Genomic DNA, 22,253 nt, shown 5'->3' with positions numbered 1-22,253 from the left:
TACTGCTACAGTTCGTTACTCGGACTTGCCCTGGGACTTGGCTGCCGGGGGCTTGGCCTCAGGCTTGAAATCGACTCCGGCTTCCTTGCGCTGCTGCGCCGTGATGGGCGCCGGAGCAGCGGTCAGGGGGTCGTAGCCGCCGCCGGACTTCGGGAAGGCGATGACGTCGCGAATGGAGTCGACGCCGGCCAACAAGGCCACAACGCGGTCCCAACCGAAGGCCATGCCACCGTGGGGAGGGGCGCCGAACTTGAAGCCCTCCAGCAGGAAGCCGAACTTGGTCTGCGCGTCTTCCTTGTCCAAACCCATGAGCTCGAAAACGCGCTCCTGGACATCACTCTCGTGGATACGGATAGATCCGCCGCCGATCTCGTTGCCGTTGCACACGATGTCGTAGGCGTAGGACAGCGCCGATTCAGGGTCCTTGTCAAACGAGTCCAGGAACTCTGGCTTCGGAGAAGTGAACGCGTGGTGCAGGGCCGTCCACTGGCCGCCACCCACCGCGACGTCGCCGGAAGCGACGGCCGCAGCTGCCGGCTCGAACATCGGGGCGTCCACGATCCAGACGAAGGCCCAATCCTTGGGATCGATCAGGCCGGTACGGTGGCCGATCTCGACGCGGGCAGCGCCCAGCAGCGCGCGGGACGGGGACTTCTCGCCGGCCGCGAAAAAGATGCAGTCGCCCGGCTTGGCTCCCACAGCGTCGGCCAGTCCGGCACGTTCGGTGTCAGTGAGGTTCTTGGCAACGGGGCCCGTGAGCTCGCCGTCTTCCTTGAAGAGCACATAAGCGAGACCCTTGGCGCCACGTTGCTTCGCCCACTCCTGCCAGGCGTCCAGCGCACGGCGGGCCTGCGAGGCTCCACCGGGCATGACAACCGCGCCAACGTAGGGTGCCTTGAAGACGCCGAAGTTCGTGTCCTTGAAGAACTCCGTCAATTCGGTCAGTTCCAGGCCGAAGCGCAGGTCCGGCTTATCGGAGCCATACTTGGCCATGGCCTCGTGGTAGGTCATGCGGCGGATCGGCGTCGGGATCTCGACGTCGATCAGCTGCCACAGTGCCTTGACGATGCTTTCGCCGAGCTCAATGATGTCGTCCTGATCAACGAAGCTGGCTTCGATGTCCAGCTGCGTGAATTCCGGCTGGCGGTCCGCACGGAAGTCTTCGTCGCGGTAGCAGCGGGCGATCTGGTAGTACTTTTCGAAACCGCCCACCTGGAGCAGCTGCTTGAAAAGCTGCGGCGACTGCGGAAGCGCGTACCAGGAACCCGGCGCCAAACGCGCCGGAACCACGAAGTCGCGGGCGCCTTCCGGCGTCGAACGCGTCAGCGTGGGGGTTTCGATTTCCACGTAGCCCTGCTGGTGGAGCAATTCGCGGGCAACACGATTCGCCTCGGAACGCAGGCGCAGGTTATGGGCGGGGCCCGGCCGGCGCAGGTCAAGGTAGCGGTGCTTGAGGCGTGCTTCCTCACCGACCTCCACGTGCTCATCGATCTGGAACGGCAACGGGTCCGAGGTGTTGAGGATCACCACTTTCTCAGCGATGACCTCGATCTCACCGGTGGCAAGAGCGGGATTCTCGTTGCCTTCGGGACGCTTGCTGACGGTGCCCACGATCTGCAGCACGTATTCGTTGCGCAGGCCGTGGAAGACCTCTTCCTCGCGGACAACCACCTGGGCGACACCGGACGCGTCACGCAGATCGACGAAGGCCACGCCACCGTGATCGCGGCGGCGGCCTACCCAGCCTGCCAGGGTGACGGTCTGTCCAATGTGCTCGGAACGCAAGGATCCGAGGTCATGTGTGCGCAGCACAGCATTCCTTTCAACATGATTTTCAGCGGATCATGACAAAACGATCCCGTTCGAGTTTACCCGTATGGATGAAGCGTCGCCCCACCAGGCGCGGCGCCGACCGGTTGATGCCGGCAGGCTGGCGCCTGCGGGCATCGGCTCCCGGGTATCGGCTCGCGCCTAGCGCGTGGTGATGCGGACGTGCAGGTCCTCGGCGGACGGCTCCCAGCTGGCAGGATCCGCATCCACCTGTTCGCCGGTGCGGATGTCCTTCACCTGGTGCTTGCCGTCGTCGTCCGTGAACCAGACAAAGGGGATGCCACGGCGATCGGCGAACTTGATCTGCTTGCCGAATTTTTCGGCCTTGGCCGCAACTTCGGTTGCAATCCCCCGTCCGCGCAGCTGGGCCGCGACCTCCTGGGCGGCGGACCAGCTTTCGTCATTGTTCAGCGCGACAAGCACGGCCGTGGGAACCGAGCGGGACGCCGTCGCGAGTTCCTGGCTCAGGATCCGGGATACGAGGCGGGTCACACCGATCGACAGCCCGACGCCGGGGAACTTGCGGTTGCCCTTGCTGGCGAGGGCGTCGTAGCGGCCACCGGAGCAAATCGAACCGAGCTGCTCGTGTCCCACCAGGATGGTTTCGACGACGGTACCGGTGTAGTAATCCAAGCCCCGGGCGATGCTGAGGTCGGCAACAACCTTGCCGGGGGCACGCTGCACGGCAGCCTCAATGACTTGTTCGAGTTCGCTGAGGCCTTCCTCGAGCAGTTCGTCCGTCACACCGAGGGCACGGACCTGCGCCACAAACGAAGTGTCCTCAGTGCGGATGCTTGCAAGCTTCAAGGCAAGTGCCGCCTGCTCATCCGTGGCGCCAAGCTCGCTCCTGAGCAATTCGGCAACCTTCGCTTCGCCGATCTTCTCAAGCTTGTCGATGCTTCGAAGCACGCCCGCAGTGTCCGTGAGGCCGATGCCACGGTAGAAGCCCTCGGCCAACTTGCGGTTGTTGATGCGCAGGCGGAAGTCCGGGATGGGAAGGGCACTCAGGGCTTCTGCAATGACGAGCGCGATCTCGACGTCATAGCGGAACGGCAGCTCGCCGTCGCCCACGACATCGATATCCGCCTGCGTGAACTCGCGGGCGCGGCCTTCCTGCGGACGTTCCCCGCGCCACACCTTCTGGATCTGGTAGCGGCGGAAAGGGAAGGCGAGGTAGCCGGCGTTTTCCACGACGTAACGGGCGAACGGCACCGTGAGGTCGAAGTGGAGGGCCAGGGCGTGGGGATCTGTCTTGTCCGACTTCCCGCCCTCCGCGGCGGAGTCGTCCTCATCTTCCTGCAGGCGGCTCAGTCCGTAGACCTCTTTGTCGATCTCGCCCTTGCGCAGGAGCTGGCCGACCGTCTCGACGGCGCGGGTTTCGATGGAAGAAAAACCATGAAGCTCGAAGGTCTTGCGCAAGGTGTCCAGCACATGCAGTTCCACCAACCGCTCCTGGGGAAGCCACTCGGGGAATCCGGACAGGGAGGCGGTACGAGCCATGGTGGAATTTTCTCCTCAATGATTGCGCGGGCCGGACCCGCCCCAAAGAACCACGGGCCGATTCGGCTCAGGATAGGCGGGCGTCCAGCCAGTCATGCATAAACTATGTGCGGCAGCCAGTTTATGCTTTCGGCGCGTGCACATCTAATGCGGGCCCTTTGCTTGGGTTGCCGGTGATGGAAGCTTGTCCAGACAACCAGGAGGACTCTTGGCTACAAGGCCGCGGGACAACCGTGAAGCCAAACGGCGCATCAGGCAAATGCAAGCCAAGCGCGAGCTTCGGCGTGCGCAGGGCAAGCGGCGCCGCCGGGACAATGTGATCGCCGTCGGTGTGGGTGCCGCCGCACTGATTGCCGCCGCCGTACTTCAACTCACCGTGTTCAACTCGAACCCGAGCGAGTCCGAATTCGCAGCGGCTCAGGCCGGTCTCAGCTCACCGTCGGCGTCGCCATCCGCCACCGCGGCTCCCTCGTCGAATAGCGCGGACATTCCCAAAGCGGACACCGCGGCAGGCAAGACTTTCACCGGCCAACTCAGCCTCAACGGCGGGGCCGTCGGAGTCGAACTCGACGGCACCACGGCTCCCCAAGCGGCCGCCGTGTACAAATCCCTCACCGATGCGGGCTACTACAGCGGGCTCAAGTGTCCTCGCCTGACCACCGGTGACAATTTCGCGGTGCTGCAATGCGGTACCAAGGGCGCCGACACCACTGATGACCCCAACTTCCACTGGGGACCGCTGGAGAACACGCCCACCGACAACAAATACCCCGCTGGAACCATCGCCGTCGCGCGAACCGGGAACAACGCCTACGGCAACGGTCACCAGTTCTTCATCGTGTACAAGGACACCGTCATCCCTCCGGATTCCGCCGGCGGATACACGATCGTAGGCAAGGTCACCAGCGGAATGGATGTTGTGACGAAGATTGCTCAGGCGGGCGTCAATCCAGGCACCAGCGCCACGGACGGCTCTCCTGTGGCACCTGTCACGATAGACTCGTTTTCTCTGAAGTAAACAGTCCGGACAGCGGTCCAGGGCGCCTTACCTTAGTAATCCCTCCAAGCGAAAGACTTTTAGCGGTGACAGACAGTCAGAAATCCGACGAAACTGCAGTAATGGCCAACGAAGAAGAAATTCAGGCGCCGACACCCGGCGAAACCGGCGTTGAACCAGCTGCCCCGGCAGACGACGCGGCCGAGTCCGCACCGAAGCCGGCCTCTCCGGCGCCACGCCCGGCCTCCTCGCACGCACCGTCTCCTGCAGCTTTTGCTGCCCGTCCAAAGGCCCCTGCGAGCGTCATTCCGGCCGCACCGGCGGCCCAGCCCACCGCCGTGTCGCTCGCGGAGGCCGCCAAATGGGGGCGCGCCGAGGGCGATGGTCACGTCTTCCTGACCATCGACGGCGAAGAGCAGCCGGTGGGACAGTATCCCGGCGTGAGCACTGACGAGGCGTTGGCCTACTTCGCCCGGAAGTACGAAGACGTGGTTGCGCAGATCGTCCTCATGGAACACCGCGTGGAGTCCAAGGCCCCGGCCACGGATATGCAGAAGACGGTCGACCACCTGCGCGAGCAGCTGGCTGAGCGCAACATGGTGGGCGACATCCGCACCGCGGAAACCCGCCTGGACGCGTTGGCCGGACAGATTTCCGAATTGGAGAAGTCCGAGAAGGCCGCGCACGAAGCCGCACGCTCCGCGGAACTCGCGGCACGCGAGGCGATCGTTGCCGAAGCCGAATCGATTGCGTCCCAGGATCCGTCCCAGGTCCAGTGGAAGACGTCGAGCGCCCGGATGAACGAACTCTTCGAGAGCTGGAAGACAGCCCAAAAGAACGGCATCCGGCTTGGACGAAGCAATGAGGACGCGCTGTGGAAGCGGTTCCGCTCGGCACGCACCGTCTTCGACCGCCACCGCCGCGCCTACTTCTCCCAGTTGGACAGCACGAACTCGGCAGCGAAGGTTGCCAAGGAACAGCTGATCGTTGAGGCCGAAGCCCTCTCCAGCTCCACGGATTGGGGTTTCGCAGCCGGTGAGTACCGCCGCCTCATGGACCAGTGGAAGGCCACGCCTCGCGCCAGCCGCAAGGACGACGACGCCCTCTGGCTACGCTTCCGCGCCGCCCAGGACGTCTTCTTCAGCAACCGCCAAGCCGCCAACGATGAGATTGACCAGCAGTACACGGCCAACCTTGCCGTCAAGGAAGAGCTCATCAAAGAGGCCCAGGCCTTGCTGCCGATCACCGATCTGAACGCCGCCAAAAAGGCCCTTCAATCCATCCGCGACCGCTGGGAAGAAGCCGGCAAGGTGCCCCGCGCCGACATGGGCAGGATTGAAGCCGGACTGCGCAAGGTGGAGGATGCAGTCCGGGAAGCCGAAGATGACAAGTGGCGCCGGAGCAACCCGGAGACCAAGGCCCGCACCAACAGCGCCCTGTCGCAGCTGGAAGCTGCCATCGCCGGGCTGAAAGAAGACCTCGAAAAGGCGGAAAAAGCCGGGGACCAACGCCGCATCAAGGTTGCCCGCGAAGCCCTTGAAGCACGTGAGGCCTGGCTCGACCAGATCCAGCGCTCGGCCAACGACCTCGCCTAGGGCCATCTAAACTGACAGGCTCTGTCCCGGTTATCCACATAACCGGGACAGAGCCTGTTTTCATTGCGGCAGCCACGCGATGATTGCTGAATGGCCCTTGGATTCCCGCCCCCGCAACAGGACTTCCTCACCCAGGAAGTGTATGCGCCCAGCCCGCTGTTCACGTGGGCCGAGCTTCAATCAATGGCCGCCGACGGCGTGCTCACGCCACTCTACGAGAAGAGCTTCACCCCTCCTGGATTGGCTGTCACGCCACGGCTCCGCGCCCGAGCGGCCGCCTTGGTGGTACCGGATCGCATCCGCAGGAAAGTCATTGCCGGCCGGATGACTGCGGCCTGGATCTACGGCTGTGCCGATGCCCCCGAGAGGCTCTCGCTCCTGGTGGACGCGAAACACCGCATATCGAGCGTGCGCTCGGCCCGTGGCTGCATTCTGCACGAAGTCCGATTAGGCCAACTGGATGTGGTCAGCGTCGGCGGTCTGATGGTGACCAGTCCTCTCCGGACGGCGGTGGATGTGGCCCTGAACGTCGAAGCCGACAGGGCCCTGCCCGCCCTGAGAATGATGTTGTCCAAGGATGAACTGGGCGTCCGCCTGAGGCTACTCGCCCTCGCTGTGGAGGCATCCCCAAGGGTCCCCCACAAGAAGTCCGCGTTGCGCAAGCTCGCCGCGTTATCGACCCAGCCTCAGTCGCTCCCACCTGAGGCGGCCGCCTGACTTCCTACGGTTCAGCTTCTCCGGCGGTTTCCCGTCGTCCTGTAAACATCGAAGACGCCATCGATCCTGCGCACGGCACTAAGTACGTGGTGCAAGTACTTCGGGTCTCCCATTTCGAAGGCGAAACGCGAGATGGCCACACGGTCGCTGGAGGTATGCACGGAAGCGGCCAGAATGTTGACATGGTTCTCAGACAGCACGCGGGTGACATCCGACAGCAACGACTTCCGGTCAAGTGCTTCCACCTGGATCTCGACCAGGAAGACGCTGGACTGCGTGGGAGCCCATTCAACTTCGACGATGCGGTCCGGCTGGTCACGCAGATCCGAGACATTCGTACAGTCCGTGCGGTGTACCGACACGCCCGAGCCCCGGGTCACGAAGCCCAGGATCGGGTCAGGTGGGACAGGCGTACAACAGCGGGCCAGCTTGACCCAGACATCCCCGGCTCCCCGGACAATGACGCCGGAGTCCGAGTACTTGGTCTTCTGAAGTTGCGAGGGGATGCTGACTTCGTCCAGGTCCTCGTCGGGTGTTTCATGGCCGCCAAGGTGCTCCATGAGCTTTTCCATGACGGACTGCGCCGAAGTGTGCCCATCACCTACACCGGCGTAGAGACCCGAAATATCCACGTAGTGGAACTCCTCTGCCACCGTCGACAGGGCGTCATGCGTCATCAGGCGTTGCAGCGGCAAGTTCTGCTTGCGCATGGCGCGGGTGAGCTGGTCCTTGCCGCGCTCGATAGCCTCTTCGCGCCGTTCCTTGCTGAACCATTGGCGGATCTTGTTGCGGGCCCGGGCGCTCTTGACGAAATGCTGCCAGTCCTGGCTCGGACCTGCACCCTCGGCTTTGGAGGTGAATATCTCCACCCAGTCGCCGTGATTGAGCTCGCTGTTAAGCGGCACCAGTTTGCCGTTGACACGCGCGCCGATGGTCCGGTGACCCACCTCGGTATGGACCGCGTATGCGAAGTCCACTGGCGTGGAGCCTGCGGGAAGGGCCATGACCTCGCCCTTGGGGGTGAAGACGAACACTTCACGGGCATTGATCTCAAAACGGAGGGAGTCCAGGAACTCACCCGGATCCGAGGTTTCCTGCTGCCAGTCGACCAGCGAACGCAACCAGCCCATGTCGCCGTCCTTGGGACTTCCCGGGCCCACAGCCGTCCGGTTGGGCTGGTCCTTGTATTTCCAGTGGGCCGCCACGCCATACTCGGCACGGCGGTGCATCTCGTGCGTACGGATCTGGATCTCGACAGGCTTGCCGCCAGGCCCTATGACCGTGGTGTGCAAGGACTGGTACATGTTGAACTTCGGCATGGCGATGTAGTCCTTGAACCGCCCGGGCAGGGGGTTCCAGCGCGAATGCAAGGTGCCAAGAGCGGCGTAACAATCACGGACGGAGTCCACCAGAACACGCACGCCCATGAGGTCGTTGATGTCGTCGAAGTCCTTGTCCCGGACGATCATCTTTTGGTAGATCGAGTAGTAGTGTTTGGGCCGTCCCGTGATGGTGGCCTTGATCCGGGCAACCCGCAGGTCTTCGGCAATCTGGTTGCGGATGACGCTCAAGCTCTTCTCGCGCTCCGGGGTGCGGTCCCCCACCATCCGGACGATCTCCTCGTACACCTTCGGGTACAAGGCGGCGAAAGAAAGGTCTTCGAGTTCCCACTTGATGGTGTTCATGCCCAGGCGGTGGGCCAGAGGCGCAAAGATCTCAAGTGTTTCACGCGCTTTGCGGGCAGACGATTCAGCGGAAACGAATCTCCACGTGCGTGCATTGTGCAGGCGGTCCGCAAGCTTAATCATCAGCACGCGGATGTCCTTGGCCATGGCCACAACCATCTTGCGGACGGTCTCGGATTGCGCGGCTTCACCGAATTGAACCTTGTCCAGCTTGGTGACGCCGTCCACGAGCATCGCGACCTCGGGGCCGAAGTCACGGGTCAAGTCAGCGAGGGTGTAAGGCGTGTCCTCCACTGTGTCGTGCAAGAGTGCAGCAGCCAGGGTGGTGCCAGTGAGCCCGAGCTCAGCCAGGATCGTGGCCACCGCCACGGGGTGGGTGATGTATGGATCGCCACTCTTGCGCTTCTGCCCCTGATGGCTGCGCTCGGCTACCGTGAAGGCCCGCTGGATGAGGTCGAGGTCTTCCTTGGGGTTGTTCGCCCTGACTGTCCGCAGAAGAGGTTCAAGGATAGGCGAATACGTGCTCGCGCCGCGCCCTGTCAGTTTCGCCAGCCTTGAGCGCGTCCGTTCGCGCCGTCCGGGAAACGTCGGGCGCACGCCTGGGCTGTCCACGGGAACACCACCTGAGGTGCTGCCCGTAGCTGCAGAAGCGGTGCCGGGCACGCGGCTCAGGCCGTCTTCCCCGCCCGCCGGTGGCGCCGACGTCGTACGTTCCTCCACAAAAGCACCTCTCACGACTGACTTAATTCTCCCAGTCTATTCCCGCTGGTGACCTGTCCAAGAACCGGTACCCACATGACGGGGCAGGGAACGGAAAGGGCCGGCACCGCAATTCAGCGGTGACCGGCCCTTTCGAGGGATCCCAGGTTAGACGGGGGCAGTTTCCGAACTCGAGCTGGCGGCCGCCGCGCGTCGATTCGCCACCTTCTTGGCCTGCTTCTGGAGCTCCGGTTCGCTCTGGCGCAGCCACGCGTAAAGAGGTGCTGCGATGAAGATCGTGGCAGCGGTACCGATCAGGATGCCAACGAACAATGCCAGGGAGAGGTCACGCAACGTTCCCGCTCCCAACAGGCCGGCACCGATGAAGAGAATCGCGGCGACAGGAAGTACCGCCACCATCATAGTGTTGATGGAGCGCACCAAAGTTTGGTTGACGGCAAGGTTGACCTCTTCGGCAAAAGTGCGCCGGCTGGAGGTGCCGATGTCCGAGGTGTTTTCGCGGATCTTGTCGAAAACCACCACGGTGTCGTAGAGGGAATAGCTCAGGACCGTCAAGAAGCCAATAATAGCCGACGGTGTCACCTCAAAATCGCTCAAGGAGTAGACGCCTGCGGTGCTGAACATCGTGACCAACATGCCGGCAAGGGCGGAAACCGACATCTTCCAGGTGCGGAAGTACAAAGCCATCAAAAGAGCGGCCAAACCGACGAAAACCGCAAGGCCAATCAGGGCCTGCTTGGTGACATCCTGGCCCCAGGTGGGGCCAATGAAGGTTGAGGTGACCTCGTTGTCTGTGACGCCGTAGGCCTTCGCGAGGCCAGCCTTGATCTTGATGGTTTCGTCGTCACTGAGCTTGTCCGTCTGGATCCGCATGGTGTTGCCGGCCACGTTTGCGACGCGCGGGATCGCGCTCGAAACAACACTGTGAACAGTCTTTTCACCGACTCCGGGATCCGTCGTCTTGACGTTGGAGACCGTGAACTCAGAGCCGCCCCGGAAATCGATCCCGAGGTTGTAGCCGCCCTTGACCACCGGCAGGAGGATGGAAATCGCCACTGCGACTGCGGCGATGATGAACCAGATCTTCTTGGCACCGACGAAGTTATAGGAGCGCTTGCCCGTGTAGAGCTCGTTACCGAATTTAGCGAAGCTCGTGGTCATTACTTCTCCTCCTTGGTGCCGTTGGAAGAACCAGCCAGCTGCGCTTGCTTTTCCGCAAGCCGGCGTTCGGCGATGGTCATGCGGCGCTCTGCTTCCGCTGCGGCACCTGTGTTGCGGGCGCGCACGACGGCGGGCTTTTCCGTCGGCGTGCGGAGCCTGCCGGCACCGCGGTACAGCGGCACGGCGCCGAGGCGCTCAGGGTCCAGACCGGAGAAACGGTGGCCTTCCCCGAAGAACTTGGTCCGTGCCAACACCTGAAGGGTCGGGTGCGTGAACATGAACACAACCAGCAGGTCTGCCAAGGCGGTGAGGCCGAGGGTGAAGGCAAAGCCGCGAACGTTTCCAACGGCAACGAAGTAGAGAACCAAGGCCGCGAGCAGGTTGACCGCCTTGGAAGCCAGCACGGTTCGCTTGGCGCGCTTCCAACCATTCTCAACGGCCGATACGAGGCCCTTGCCTTCGCGCAGTTCGTCACGGATGCGTTCGAAGTACACAATGAACGAGTCGGCAGTCTGGCCGATGGCCACGATCAGGCCCGCCACGCCGGCAAGCGAAAGGCGATAGTTCTCCGTCCAGCCAAGGATCGCGATGGCGAGGTAGGTAAGCCCGCCCGCCACCACGAGGGAGGCGATGGTAACGAAGCCCAGTGCCCGGTACTGGAAGAGGGAGTAAACCACGACGAGCAGAAGGCCAATCACGCCGGCCATGAGTCCCAGGCGCAGTTGATCGCCACCGAGCGTAGCCGAGATCTGCTCCTCGGACTGGATGTCGAAGCTGATGGGAAGGGCACCGTACCGCAACTGGTCTGCCAGGGCCTTTGCGGATGCTTCTGTGAAGTTACCGGTGATCTGCGGCTTCCCATCAGTGATAACGGCAAGGGCACGCGGCGCAGAGATGACCTGATCATCCAAGACGATGGCGAACTGGGCCTTGGGGTCGTTGCCACCCTGTGCCTGCGAAGCCACGTAGAACTGGTTAAGCCTTTGGGTAACGTCCTTGAAGGTCTTGGTGGCGTTAGCGTCGAACGTGATGGTTACGCCCCAGGCATTGGTGACGGAGCCCTGGGCGCCCTGAACGGGATCGAAGGAGGACGACACGATGTCCTGGCCCTTCACTTCAACCGGGCCAAGGATGTACTTGACCGCAGGGGTGGTGGCCGTTGCGGGCTCGCACGTCACCAAGGGCTTGGCGGGATCGGACCGCGGCTGCTTGTCCTGGGCCGGATTGGCGCAGTCCAAGGCTTCGAATGCCTTGTAGACGTCCGCAGTTACCCAGTTGGTGTCACTGGCGTTCGTCGGCGCAGCCGTGGGCTTGGGCAGGCTTGCGTCCGGAGTCCGCGATGCCGCCGGTACCGCCGCAGGGTCTCCCGCCGTGATGACGGGACGGAAGTTCATATCCGCCGAGGCCTGGATCAAGGCACGGGTTTCCGAACTGGGCGTGCCAGGGAGGCTGACAACCACGTTCCGGCCGGACTGCGTGGTGATTTCCGCTTCGGCTACGCCTGAGCTGTCAACGCGCTGGCGAATAATCGCCACAGCTTGGTTCAGCTGTTCCTCGTTGATGCCCGAAGAACCCTCGACCTTCGGTGCGAGGATCATCTGCGTACCGCCCTCAAGGTCAAGCGCGAGCTTTGGTGCCCAGCTTGCATGACCAGTAATGACGCCGCCACCGAGGACTGCTGTCAGTACAGCGAATATTGCGACAAGCCAGATCAGCACCCTGCGGGCTGCATTTTTGTGGCCGGTTCGTGCCATGTTCGATCTTCCTGTTGATGACGGAACAGCCGCCGACGTGCACTGGTGAGCGCAGGCCGGCGGCGATTCATTGCCGTAGAACTTTTCCCGCTGGTGATGCGGGTACGGACTAGCTGTCCTTCTTGCCCTCATCGTTGAGGTGCTTGAGGGTTTCCTCCGGGGTCTCAGCAGGGGCTGGCGCGTCGGTGTCAGCGGCCGTCAGGGACGACGCATCATCAGGAACGTCAACAGCCGCTTCCTCGGCGGGCTCAACAATTTTGGTAACAGCCTGGCGGTGCACAGTAGCCAGGTTGCCGGGAGACAGTTCAAGGACAACTTTGTTCTCGGCGTCGTCCATCGAGACGATTCGACCGAACAGACCGAAGCTGGTCATGACGTCAACGCCAGGAGCGAACTGAGACTGCAGCTTGGCCTGCTGTTGCTGCGTCTTCTTGTTGCGGCGGAACATCATGAAGATGAAGACGCCAAGCATGGCAAACAGCAGGATTGTCATTGGATCCACAGGGAAGTTCCGTTCTTTACTTACGTTTTTGGTTTCACGGCCATGTCTGCCCGGTGGATCCGACGGCCGTGGAGCTTTCCCCACTTGGCCGCACAATGCTCCGACGGGCGGGCATAGAACCAAGGACTCGAACGTGCCGAGTGTCATACCAGTCTAGGGGCTAAAGCTGAATAGATCGTGCTAACGCCCGGTATCGATGATTTCGGACTCGTTTTCGCTGACCTCGAACAACGCCAGCGGATCCTGCCCGAACACTCCGGCCGGCACGGCATATCCAAGGTGGGTCCATGCGGACGCCATGGCAATCCTGCCCCGCGGTGTCCGCCCAAGAAGCCCTTCACGAACAAGGTAGGGCTCAGCCACGGTCTCAACCGTCTCGGTCTCTTCCCCGACAGCGATCGCGAGGGTGGACAGCCCCACCGGACCCCCGTTGAACTTGGTGATGAGAGCTTCCAGGACGGCGCGGTCCAAACGGTCCAGTCCGCGCTGGTCCACTTCGTACATGTCCAAAGCGGCAGAGGCAGCACGGGCGTCGATCTGTTCGATTCCGTGGACCAAGGCCCAGTCCCGCACGCGGCGCAGCAGACGGTTGGCGATACGCGGTGTTCCACGGGAACGGCCGGCGATCTCGCTGAACCCGGCGGAATTGACCTTCAAGTCAAGAAGTCCTGCTGAGCGGCGCAGAACCAACTCAAGCTCTGCCACCGAGTAGAACTCCAGATGTCCGGTAAATCCGAAACGGTCACGCAATGGTCCGGGTAGGAGTCCGGCCCGGGTAGTCGCCCCCACGAGGGTGAAAGGCGGCAGCTCCAGCGGAATAGCGGTTGCCCCTGCCCCCTTGCCCACCACGATGTCCACCCGGAAATCTTCCATGGCCATGTACAGCATTTCCTCGGCGGGCCGGGACATGCGGTGGATTTCATCGAGGAAGAGCACTTCGCCTTCTGAAAGCGAGGAGAGAATAGCAGCCAGATCCCCGGCATGCTGGATGGCCGGTCCGCTGCTGATACGCAAGGGAGCGTTCATCTCGGCAGCGATGATCATGGAGAGCGTGGTCTTGCCCAGTCCCGGGGGGCCCGAGAGCAGCACGTGGTCTGCGCTGCGCCCACGCATTCTCGAGGCCTCCAGGACGAGTGAAAGTTGCTTGCGAACACGGTGCTGACCGACGAAGTCGTGGAGGTTCTTCGGGCGCAGCGCGGCCTCGATGATCCGCTCCTCGGGCTCCTCTCCCCCCGCAACGAGGGACTGCTCAGCCACGGCTGCCTACCCGGTTTCCTGCGCGGGCGCCATCCTGGCCGAGCCAACGCAGGGTAGCGCGCAGGATGTGGGCGACATTACCGGCGTCCGCAAGCTCCGGGGAATCCGCCATTGCCTTGTCGATGCTGCCGGCGGCATCCTTCTCAGACCAGCCGAGACTCGTCATGGCCGCGACCACTTGCGGCTTCCAAACCGTTTCGGCGGCGACGGCGGGGGCAGCCCCCGGCGCGGTGCCGTGCGGTACAAGCTTGCCCGCAAGCTCCAGGACGATCCTGCCGGCCACCTTGGGCCCGATGCCGGGAACTTTGGTGAAAGACTTGGCGTCACCGGAATGGGCGGCAACCCGAATTGCTTCGGGTTCATGAACGGCCAGTACGGCGAGGGCCAACCGCGGCCCCACCCCGCTCACACTGAGCAGGACATCGAAAACTTCCCGCTCGTCGTCGTTCGAGAAACCAAAGAGCGTCAGGGAGTCCTCCCGGACGATCAACGAGGTGAACAGCTTCGCTTCCTGGCCGACATGCAGGTGGCTGAGGGTCTGGGGCGTGGCATAAACGCTCATTCCGGCACCGTTGAGATCGATAACAGCCGTGGACAGGCTGACGTGTGCCACGGTTCCGCGGAGAAAACTGATCAAGACCCGGCTCCTGAAGTACTGCCCGTGCGTGCTGCGCCGCGGGCTATCCGAACATATCTACGAATACCCTAGCAAGGGCCATGGACAATTACCGGGCGCGGCGCGCCTTCGCCTCGGCTTCGGCCCAGGCCCTCTGGGCGGGCGTCAGCGCGCTACTCCCTGGTCCGGTGGTCGCAACGGCGGCGCCGCTGCCCGCCCGCCACGCGTGCGTGACGGCAAGGGCCAGCGCGTCTGCGGCGTCCGCGGGACGGGGCGGGGCGTCGAGGCGCAGGATCTTGGTAATGAGTTTCGTCACGGCCTCCTTGTTGGAGGTACCGCTACCCGTGACAGCGGCTTTGACCTCCGACGGCGTATGGAGTGCCACCGGGATACCGCGTCGCGCGGCGGCGGCGATGACCACGCCGGACGCCTGGGCCACACCCATGACCGTGCTCACGTTCAGCTGGGAGAAGACCCGTTCCACCGCAAGGACGTCGGGTTTGTAGAGGTCGAGCCATTCATCGATCGCCTCAGCGATGACCAGCAACCGCTGGTCCAATGACTGCTCCGGCGAGGTTCCCACGACGCAGACGGCCACCATGGTGGCGCGCCGGTTCCGTTCGACGTCGACCACTCCGATGCCGCAACGGGTGAGGCCCGGATCGACTCCCAATACGCGAAGAGTCAAGTCCGGGCCTCCCTGTTTGTTATGAAGCTGTGTTGCAAGGGGCGCTACTCGGCTTCGAGGGCAGCCTGGACTTCCTCGCTCATGTCCGCGTTGGTGTACACGTTCTGGACGTCGTCGAGATCCTCAAGGGCATCGACGAGCTTCATGAACTTCTTGGCGCCGTCGAGGTCCAGTGGCACCTGCATTGAAGGGACGAATTCAGCTTCGTCCGTCTCGTATTCGATGCCGGCTTCCTTGAGCGCTTCGCGGATGGACTGGAGGTCGGTGGGCTCCGAGTGGATTTCCCAGTTCTCGCCGCTGTCCTTGACTTCCTCGGCGCCGGCGTCGAGCACGGCCATCAGGATGTCGTCTTCGCTGAGCCCGTTTTTGGGCAGGTTGACGACGCCCTTGCGGGTGAAGAGGTAGCTCACGGAACCGGGATCGGCAATGGTGCCGCCGTTGCGGGAGATAGCCAGCCGGACCTCGGAGGCGGCACGGTTCTTGTTGTCCGTAAGGCACTCGATCAGGAGGGCGGAACCCTGCGGGCCGCGGGCTTCGTACATGATCTCCGTGTAGTCGACCACTTCGCCGGTCAGGCCGGCTCCGCGCTTGATGGCGCGGTCGATGTTATCAGCGGGGACCGATGTCTTCTTGGCTTTGGTGACAGCCAGTTCCAGGCTGGGGTTGCCGGCAAGGTCTGGTCCGCCCATGCGGGCCGCAACTTCGATGTTCTTGATCAGTTTGGCGAACGACTTTGCCCGGCGGCTATCGAGGATGGCCTTCTTGTGCTTGGTCGTCGCCCATTTGGAGTGGCCTGACATGCTTTAAACTTCCCCTCTGATCATTCGAATAAACAATTCATGCACGCGCTTCTCCCCAGTCACTTCCGGGTGGAAGGAGGTGGCCAGCAACCGACCTGAGCGCACTGCAACAATTCTAGCCAACCCGTGCAAAGTGTCGGTGTGGGTGGCTTTTCCCGGTTCCACCTGGGCAAGGATTTCGACGCCGGGACCCACGCGTTCCACCCACGGTCCGCGGATGAAGACGGCGTGGACGGGGTCGACGCCGGACTCGCCTGCGCTGAACTCGAGGCCTTTGAAATCAAGGTCGGTTTCGAAAGACTCGCGCTGCCGGCCGAAGGCGTTGCGACGGACCGTGATGTCCAATCCACCGAAAGTCTGCTGGGGGTTCCCGCCGAGGTCCGTGGCGGGATCGGCGATGTCGTCCGCCAGCAGGATCATGCCGGCGCAGGATCCATAGACCGGCAGCCCGGACGCGATCTGTTTGCGGATGGGATCGGCGAGTTCAAAGATGCGCGCCAGCTTATCGATGGTGGTGGACTCACCGCCGGGAATAATGAGGCCGTCAATGTCGTCGAGTTCTGCCGGACGCCGGATGCCGACGCCAGTGGCACCGGCCGCTTCGACGGCGTGGAGGTGCTCACGGAAATCGCCTTGTAGGGCGAGGACGCCGATGCGCAGGCCGGAACCCACGCTTGATGACGCCTCGGAAGGGGGATTGGTCATTCGACCATCATAATGCGCCGCTGATGCCAGGCTCGCCCCGGGGCCCAACCACGGGCTCACGGCACGTGGTCCATGCCCCAACTGGGATATATTACAGAGCATGTTTTCGTTCACCGTTCCACTCGGCAAGCTGGTCCGTGCTGTGTCCCGGCTTCGCGGCGGAGGTTCGGCTCTGCCTGGCCTCGTGGTCGAGAAGATCGACCCCGGCTTCATGCAACGGACGCTGTCCTCGCTCCCCCATGGCGTGGCAGTGGTGAGTGGGACCAATGGCAAGACGACCACCACCAAGATGGTGGTGGAACTGCTTGAAAGCCAAGGCTTGAAGGTCTTTACCAACCGCACGGGCAGCAACTTCACCCGCGGCGTGGCAGCGGCCCTCCTGGGTGAGGTGGACTGGCGCGGCAGGCTGGACGCCGACGTCGCGGTGTTGGAACTTGACGAGGCACATGCCGTGCACTTCGTGAACAAGGTCCCGCCGCGCTATTGCCTCCTCCTCAATGTTCTTCGCGATCAGCTGGATCGTTTCGGCGAAATCGACACGACTGCGCTGCTTCTTCAGCGCATCGCCGAAAGAACCACGGGAACCGTGGTCTTGAACCGCGAGGATCCGCGGGTCGCCCGGATCGCAGGAGCGATAAAGGGTCCCGAGGTGCTCTACTTCGGTTTGGACGAATCGCTGCGCAGCACCTTCCCGAACGACGACGACATGCGCGCGGCGGCTCCCGGAATAAGCGCTCAAGGTGAGCTTCCCGCCGTCGAAGCGGCCGACGTCGTGCTCCGCCGGGTCGGTGCCGACGACGCCGACTTCGAGTTCGACGGAACCCTGGTGACGACGCACATGAAACTCCGCGGCGTCTACAACATCTTCAATGCGGCCGCCGCACTGGTGCTGGCCAGGAGCATCACCGGCGCAAGCGGACGGCCCGGCGACGCAGCCAAGCTGGTCAAGGCGCTCTCCGAGGTGGCTCCGGCCTTTGGCCGCGGGGAGAGCCTGACGGTGGATGGCCAGCCCCTTGAGTTGGTGCTGGTCAAGAACCCGAGCGGTTTCCGCCTGGGCCTGAAGTCCTTCCCGGCGAAGGGCTACGCCTCCATGATCGCCATCAACGACAACTACGCCGACGGCCGCGACATGTCCTGGCTCTGGGATGTTGAATTCGAGTCACTCCGCGAGGACGGTGTCGAGGTCCTCACCGGTGTCCGCGCGTACGACATGGCCCTGCGGCTCCAGTACGACGACGTCCGTTTCGGTTCCGTGGACACCGACATCCCCGCGGCCCTGACCGAATTCATCCGGGGTTCGGCGGGCAAGCCGAAACGGGTTTTCTGCACTTACACGGCCATGTTGGCCATCCGCCGTGAACTCTCCAAAATCACCACAGTGGAGGTGGTCTCATGACCCCGGCCGAAGACACCGCACAACATGCAAGCAAGGGCACCATCCGGGTGCTGCAGCTGTATCCCCGCGACATGAACATCTACGGGGACTGGGGCAACTCCCTGGTCCTGCGGCAGCGCCTGCTCTGGCATGGCTACACACCTGACCTCCTTGAGTACAACGTGGGCGACGACTTCCCCGAAGATGTGGACATCATTGTGGGCGGCGGCGGCCAGGACAGCGGCCAGCTCGTCATTCAGGACGACCTCCAGGCACGCGGCGATCAACTCCGCGGGATGGCGGAGGACGGAACGCCCATGCTGGTCATTTGCGGGCTGTACCAGCTCTTCGGCAAGTTCTTCAAGACGAAGGCGGGCCCGGTGATCCCCGGGATCGGCATCCTGGACGTCGAAACCGTGGGCACCGACGAGCGGCTCATCGGCAACGTCGCGCTCACCTCGCCGGAGTTCGGCGAAATCCTGGGCTACGAAAACCACAGCGGGCAGACCTCGCTTGGCCCCGGCGTCGAGCCCCTCGGCACCGTGTCCAAGGGCGCCGGCAACAACAGCAAAGACGGTCATGAAGGCGCGCGACACCGCAACGTCGTTGCCAGTTACCTGCACGGATCCTTGCTGCCCAAGAATCCGGCCATCGCCGACTTCCTCATCCGTACCGCCGTCGAACGCAAGTACGGCACCTTTGTTCCCGGGGCGCCCGACGACGGCTTTGCTCGCCTGGCGCGCGAACACGCGGCGCGGCGCCCGCGCTAACCGCGCACCGTGCGAACGGGCTGGGCAGCGCAGCTATTTCTCCTTGGTGATGAGGAGTTCATGCGCTCCGGCCGCTGCCGCGCCCATGGACTCAACCACTGTCCTTGTTACGTGCCCGTGTTTCCGCATCGGCGGCAGGCGTGGCACAAACGCCCTGTGGAGCGTCGCTGGCAACCGAACACCATCGGTACGGATTTCGCACGATGACCGAAGGCGCCCACGCGAGGTCCGAGGCAGTCCACTTGCCACCCTGATCCTGGCTGAACTGCGCCCTCACTAGCAAGCCCTCATTGTTGACGACATACCAAGGCGACAGTTCCGTCACGCCATTGCCGAGGCCATACACGATCCACGTTCCCTTGTACTTTTCGATCGGCAGCACCGAATGCGTGTGGTGGCCATAGATCATCGTGAATTGCCCGCTGTCCACCAAGGCGTGCGCGACGTCCTGCTGCTGGGCGTTGGCTTGGCTCGCATACTCATCACCGGCATGCATGACGCCCAGCACGATGTCGGCGCCCATCGAACGCGCCTTCTTGGCTTTCTCGATCATGATGACAGGATCGAGCATGTCCACTTGCCAGTTATATGCCGGAACCTGGCCGTTGAGCCCATAGGCCCCGGCAATCACTGCGACAGTGGCAGAGTCAGCCTTCAGGAGCAGGATGCCTTCGGATTCCGCCTGCGTGCGATACGAACCCGTGTGCTTCAGTCCGGCCGCGTCCAGTGCGTCGAGGGTCCGGACGACTCCGGCTGTTCCCTGGTCGATCGTGTGGTTGCTGGCCGAGGTGCACGCTTGGTATCCCACCGCTTTGGAAGCGGTGGTGATCTGGGGCGGGACGTTGAAAGACGGGTAGGCCGAGAAAGGGCCCTGCGGGACAGCAACGGGAGTCTCGAGGTGGCAGATGGCCAAATCACTCTGCTTGATGTATTTCCGTTGCCCCTCAAGGAGCGGCCCAAAATCGTAGCCGGTCCCGCCCGCGGCGATGGCATCCTGCTTCGCTTGCTGCCAAAGCTGCGCGTGCACCAGCATGTCTCCCGTGACCAGAACGGAAGCACAGCGCAGGGCGACGCACTCAGGCCCCTTGCCGGGTGTCGGCGTCGGCGTGGGTGCCGGGGTGGAAGTGGGAGTCGCTGGGCCCAAAGTGGCCTGAGCTGCACTGGATTTCTTGGAGTCGAGATCGGCAACCACTCCGCATCCCACAGCCGCGGTGAGCAAAGCGGCAGAGGCCGCAGCTAGTACTGACAAACGCTTGCGGGTGGGTGCGGCCATGGCCCTCATCCTACGACGGCGGGCACGCGGAATCGCGCAGGACATCGTTGTGAACCGGGGCCCTGCATGAAAGGGTTGCTTGATGACGAACCCTCTTTTGGAGCCGAGCAAGCTTCCTTTCGGATTGCCACCCTTTGCAGAGATCCAGGACCGCCACTACGCAGAGGCAGTGGATGCGGGCATCGCTGGGCACCTGGCCGAAATCCAGTCCATCGTGGACAATCCTGAGCCGGCATCCTTCGAGAACACGGCGATTGCGATGGAACGCTCCGGCCGCCTGCTGGAGCGGGCAGCGGCATCATTCTTCACCTTGGTTTCCGCCCATGCTTCCGAGGCTATCCAGAAGCTCGAAACGGAACTGTCTCCCCTCTTCGCAGCGCACCAAGACGCCGTGTACCTGAACCGCGAGCTGTACGAGCGGTTCGCAGCCATCGACACTTCAGGGCTCGATGACGAGTCCATCCGGCTGGTGCAGGAATACCTGAGGGAATTCCGCCAATCCGGGATTCAACTCGATCCCGACGACCGGGAAAAACTCACGAGCCTCAATGCCGAACTGTCCCGGTTGGGCACGGAATACGGCCAACGCGTCAAGGAAGCCATGAAGGACGCGGCCCTTGTGCTGGACGACGCCGCAGCACTTGCCGGTATGCCGGCGGACGAGATCGCCAGCGCTGCCGAGGCAGCACGCACTGCAGGATATGAGGGGAAAAACCTCCTGACTCTTATCCAGCCGAGCAACCAGCCCGCTCTGGCTTCTTTGGAGAACCGCGAGCTCCGCCGCCGCTTGTTTGAGGCATCCGTCGCTCGGGGCAGCGACGGCAGCAGACTGGACGTCCTGGAGCTCGCGAAGTCGATGGCGCGCTTGAGGGCTGAAAAGGCAGCCCTTCTGGGGTTCGGAAACTACGCGGAACTATTCATGGACCGGCAGACAGCTCCTGATTTTGCGGCCGTGCAGGCAATGCTCAACCGACTCGCTCCCGCCGCAATCCGCAATACTGACGCCGAAGCCGGTGCGTTGGCGCAGAGCGCAGGACACCCGCTGGAAGCCTGGGACTGGGCGTACTACTCCGCGAAGGTCCGGCGGGAACGATATGCGGTAGACGAGCAGCTTTTACGGCCCTATTTCGAACTGGACGGGGTGCTGGTGGATGGAGTGTTCTTCGCAGCCACGAGCCTCTTCGGTATTACCTTCCATGAGCGCAAAGACCTTGAGGGGTACCACCCAGATGTCCGCTTCTGGGAGGTACGAAACGAAGACGGCTCCGAGCTTGGCCTTTTCCTGGGCGACTACTACGCGAGGGACTCCAAGCGCGGCGGCGCCTGGATGAACTCGCTCGTCGAACAGTCAGCGCTCCTGGGTACCAAGCCAGTGGTGGTCAACAACCTGAATATCTCCAAACCGCCAACCGGAGAACCGACCCTTCTCACTTTGGACGAAGTCCGGACGACTTTCCACGAGTTCGGCCATGCGCTGCACGGACTTTTCTCCAACGTCACCTACCCAAGATTCTCCGGAACCTCGGTTCCCCGGGATTTCGTGGAGTATCCGTCACAGGTCAACGAGATGTGGCTCATGTGGCCCGAGATTATTAGCAACTATGCCCGGCACTACGCCACGGGCGAGCCGCTCCCCCAGGAGATCGTTGAACGCCTCAACGAGTCCAAGCTCTGGGGCGAAGGTTTTGCCACCACGGAATACCTTGGGGCGGCACTATTGGACTTGGCTTGGCACGTGCTGGACGCGGAAGATGTTCCGCAGGACGCGCAGGATTTCGAGGCCAAGGCACTGGCTGCGGCCGGCGTAGCACACTCCCTCATACCGCCCCGCTACCGCACGGGGTACTTCCAGCACATCTTCGCCGGGGACTTCTACGCAGCCGGGTACTACTCCTACATCTGGAGCGAGGTGCTGGACGCGGAAACGGTGGACTGGTTCACGGAAAACGGCGGGTTGCTGCGCCGGAACGGTGAACGATTCCGCTCGGAACTGCTCTCCCGTGGTAACAGCCGGGATCCGCTGGAATCCTTCCACGCGCTCCGGGGACACGATGCTTCCCTGGAGCCGCTCCTCAAGCGCCGCGGGCTGTACTAACCCCTGTCAAAAGACGACGCCGGTCGGTCACCTTTCGTGGTGACCGGCCGGCGTCATACTAAGCCGCACTACATGGAGGGGGGGCACGGATCCGGCAGCGTGCGTAAAAGGGGCCCTGCGTCCGGCTCGCCGCGAAGCGGCCTAGCCGTGCGTGGGGAATAGCACGCAAAGGATCGGGGCCCGCCGGCGCGCCAACCGCGCGTGGGAATAGCA

Annotated in this window: 18 protein-coding genes; 6 read left to right on the top strand and 12 right to left on the bottom strand. The window is 62.9% G+C overall.

Going from position 1 to position 22,253, the window contains the following annotated elements; genetic code table 11:
• Nucleotides 1–15: 15 nt before the first annotated feature.
• Nucleotides 16–1,812, bottom strand: a complete 1,797-nt coding sequence (aspS, locus tag HNP00_RS01110; RefSeq protein ID WP_184735013.1) for an aspartate--tRNA ligase — start codon at nucleotides 1,810–1,812, stop codon at nucleotides 16–18.
• A 159-nt stretch (nucleotides 1,813–1,971) separates the two neighbouring features.
• Nucleotides 1,972–3,330 (bottom strand): histidine--tRNA ligase, encoded by a 1,359-nt coding sequence (gene hisS, locus HNP00_RS01105; protein WP_184735011.1) that lies wholly within the window; start codon nucleotides 3,328–3,330, stop codon nucleotides 1,972–1,974.
• Nucleotides 3,331–3,538: 208 nt separating this feature from the next.
• Between hisS and HNP00_RS01100 the strand changes: the two genes are divergently transcribed.
• The 3 genes from HNP00_RS01100 to HNP00_RS01090 all read left to right on the top strand — a co-directional run bounded on the left by HNP00_RS01100 (nucleotide 3,539) and on the right by HNP00_RS01090 (nucleotide 6,639).
• Complete coding sequence (locus HNP00_RS01100; RefSeq protein ID WP_260404705.1) at nucleotides 3,539–4,348, top strand: peptidylprolyl isomerase; 810 nt, start codon at nucleotides 3,539–3,541, stop codon at nucleotides 4,346–4,348.
• A 65-nt stretch (nucleotides 4,349–4,413) separates the two neighbouring features.
• Entirely contained in the window at nucleotides 4,414–5,922 is a 1,509-nt protein-coding gene (locus tag HNP00_RS01095) for a DUF349 domain-containing protein (RefSeq protein WP_184735009.1), read from the top strand.
• A gap of 90 nt (nucleotides 5,923–6,012) precedes the next feature.
• Nucleotides 6,013–6,639, top strand: coding sequence for a type IV toxin-antitoxin system AbiEi family antitoxin (locus HNP00_RS01090; protein ID WP_184735007.1), 627 nt, complete (start codon nucleotides 6,013–6,015; stop codon nucleotides 6,637–6,639).
• Nucleotides 6,640–6,650: 11 nt separating this feature from the next.
• On the opposite strand, the gene HNP00_RS01085 is transcribed toward HNP00_RS01090, so the two are convergent.
• The 9 genes from HNP00_RS01085 to pdxT form a co-directional block, all read right to left on the bottom strand.
• Entirely contained in the window at nucleotides 6,651–9,044 is a 2,394-nt protein-coding gene (locus tag HNP00_RS01085) for a bifunctional (p)ppGpp synthetase/guanosine-3',5'-bis(diphosphate) 3'-pyrophosphohydrolase (RefSeq protein WP_184735005.1), read from the bottom strand.
• A 147-nt stretch (nucleotides 9,045–9,191) separates the two neighbouring features.
• Nucleotides 9,192–10,205 carry a protein translocase subunit SecF gene (gene secF, locus HNP00_RS01080; protein ID WP_184735003.1) on the bottom strand — a complete coding sequence of 338 codons (1,014 nt, stop codon included), beginning with the start codon at nucleotides 10,203–10,205 and terminating at the stop codon, nucleotides 9,192–9,194.
• Nucleotides 10,205–11,959, bottom strand: coding sequence for a protein translocase subunit SecD (gene secD, locus HNP00_RS01075; RefSeq protein ID WP_184735001.1), 1,755 nt, complete (start codon nucleotides 11,957–11,959; stop codon nucleotides 10,205–10,207). Before secD ends, secF begins: the two co-directional genes overlap by 1 nt.
• A 109-nt stretch (nucleotides 11,960–12,068) precedes the next feature.
• Nucleotides 12,069–12,452, bottom strand: coding sequence for a preprotein translocase subunit YajC (gene yajC / locus HNP00_RS01070; RefSeq protein ID WP_184735626.1), 384 nt, complete (start codon nucleotides 12,450–12,452; stop codon nucleotides 12,069–12,071).
• Nucleotides 12,453–12,641: 189 nt separating this feature from the next.
• Nucleotides 12,642–13,718 (bottom strand): Holliday junction branch migration DNA helicase RuvB, encoded by a 1,077-nt coding sequence (gene ruvB, locus HNP00_RS01065; RefSeq protein WP_184734999.1) that lies wholly within the window; start codon nucleotides 13,716–13,718, stop codon nucleotides 12,642–12,644.
• Nucleotides 13,711–14,355 carry a Holliday junction branch migration protein RuvA gene (ruvA, locus tag HNP00_RS01060; RefSeq protein ID WP_184734996.1) on the bottom strand — a complete coding sequence of 215 codons (645 nt, stop codon included), beginning with the start codon at nucleotides 14,353–14,355 and terminating at the stop codon, nucleotides 13,711–13,713. The genes ruvB and ruvA overlap by 8 nt, the downstream gene beginning before the upstream one ends.
• Before the next feature lie 88 nt (nucleotides 14,356–14,443).
• Nucleotides 14,444–15,022 carry a crossover junction endodeoxyribonuclease RuvC gene (gene ruvC, locus HNP00_RS01055; protein ID WP_184734994.1) on the bottom strand — a complete coding sequence of 193 codons (579 nt, stop codon included), beginning with the start codon at nucleotides 15,020–15,022 and terminating at the stop codon, nucleotides 14,444–14,446.
• 44 nt (nucleotides 15,023–15,066) lie between these two features.
• On the bottom strand, nucleotides 15,067–15,822 hold the full coding sequence (locus tag HNP00_RS01050; RefSeq protein ID WP_184734992.1) for a YebC/PmpR family DNA-binding transcriptional regulator: 756 nt from the start codon (nucleotides 15,820–15,822) through the stop codon (nucleotides 15,067–15,069).
• 3 nt (nucleotides 15,823–15,825) lie between these two features.
• Complete coding sequence (gene pdxT / locus HNP00_RS01045) at nucleotides 15,826–16,527, bottom strand: pyridoxal 5'-phosphate synthase glutaminase subunit PdxT (RefSeq protein WP_184734990.1); 702 nt, start codon at nucleotides 16,525–16,527, stop codon at nucleotides 15,826–15,828.
• Nucleotides 16,528–16,627: 100 nt separating this feature from the next.
• Between pdxT and HNP00_RS01040 the strand changes: the two genes are divergently transcribed.
• Entirely contained in the window at nucleotides 16,628–17,923 is a 1,296-nt protein-coding gene (locus HNP00_RS01040) for a Mur ligase family protein (protein ID WP_184734988.1), read from the top strand.
• Nucleotides 17,920–18,672, top strand: coding sequence for a type 1 glutamine amidotransferase (locus HNP00_RS01035; protein ID WP_184734986.1), 753 nt, complete (start codon nucleotides 17,920–17,922; stop codon nucleotides 18,670–18,672). The genes HNP00_RS01040 and HNP00_RS01035 overlap by 4 nt, the downstream gene beginning before the upstream one ends.
• 91 nt (nucleotides 18,673–18,763) lie before the next feature.
• Here HNP00_RS01035 and HNP00_RS01030 read toward each other — a convergent pair whose 3' ends face one another.
• The gene (locus HNP00_RS01030) at nucleotides 18,764–19,945 is read right to left on the bottom strand and encodes a CapA family protein (protein ID WP_311770462.1); all 1,182 of its coding nucleotides are present in this window, start codon (nucleotides 19,943–19,945) and stop codon (nucleotides 18,764–18,766) included.
• An 82-nt stretch (nucleotides 19,946–20,027) separates the two neighbouring features.
• Between HNP00_RS01030 and HNP00_RS01025 the strand changes: the two genes are divergently transcribed.
• Nucleotides 20,028–22,040 (top strand): M3 family metallopeptidase, encoded by a 2,013-nt coding sequence (locus HNP00_RS01025; RefSeq protein WP_184734984.1) that lies wholly within the window; start codon nucleotides 20,028–20,030, stop codon nucleotides 22,038–22,040.
• The last annotated feature ends 213 nt before the right edge of the window (nucleotides 22,041–22,253 follow it).

Source organism: Arthrobacter sp. AZCC_0090, from assembly GCF_014207375.1.
Lineage (GTDB): Bacteria > Actinomycetota > Actinomycetes > Actinomycetales > Micrococcaceae > Arthrobacter.
This window is presented reverse-complemented; position numbering and strand designations above follow the sequence as displayed.

Bases quoted from the DNA above. Each gene is read 5' to 3' on its own strand.
- hisS (WP_184735011.1), bottom strand. From the start codon at position 3,330: ATGGCTCGTACCGCCTCCCTGTCCGGATTCCCCGAGTGGCTTCCCCAG.
- HNP00_RS01090 (WP_184735007.1), top strand. From the start codon at position 6,013: ATGGCCCTTGGATTCCCGCCCCCGCAACAGGACTTCCTCACCCAGGAA.
- secF (WP_184735003.1), bottom strand. From the start codon at position 10,205: ATGACCACGAGCTTCGCTAAATTCGGTAACGAGCTCTACACGGGCAAG.
- secD (WP_184735001.1), bottom strand. From the start codon at position 11,959: ATGGCACGAACCGGCCACAAAAATGCAGCCCGCAGGGTGCTGATCTGG.
- yajC (WP_184735626.1), bottom strand. From the start codon at position 12,452: ATGACAATCCTGCTGTTTGCCATGCTTGGCGTCTTCATCTTCATGATG.
- HNP00_RS01050 (WP_184734992.1), bottom strand. From the start codon at position 15,822: ATGTCAGGCCACTCCAAATGGGCGACGACCAAGCACAAGAAGGCCATC.
- pdxT (WP_184734990.1), bottom strand. From the start codon at position 16,527: ATGACCAATCCCCCTTCCGAGGCGTCATCAAGCGTGGGTTCCGGCCTG.
- HNP00_RS01040 (WP_184734988.1), top strand. From the start codon at position 16,628: ATGTTTTCGTTCACCGTTCCACTCGGCAAGCTGGTCCGTGCTGTGTCC.
- HNP00_RS01035 (WP_184734986.1), top strand. From the start codon at position 17,920: ATGACCCCGGCCGAAGACACCGCACAACATGCAAGCAAGGGCACCATC.
- HNP00_RS01030 (WP_311770462.1), bottom strand. From the start codon at position 19,945: ATGGCCGCACCCACCCGCAAGCGTTTGTCAGTACTAGCTGCGGCCTCT.
- HNP00_RS01025 (WP_184734984.1), top strand. From the start codon at position 20,028: ATGACGAACCCTCTTTTGGAGCCGAGCAAGCTTCCTTTCGGATTGCCA.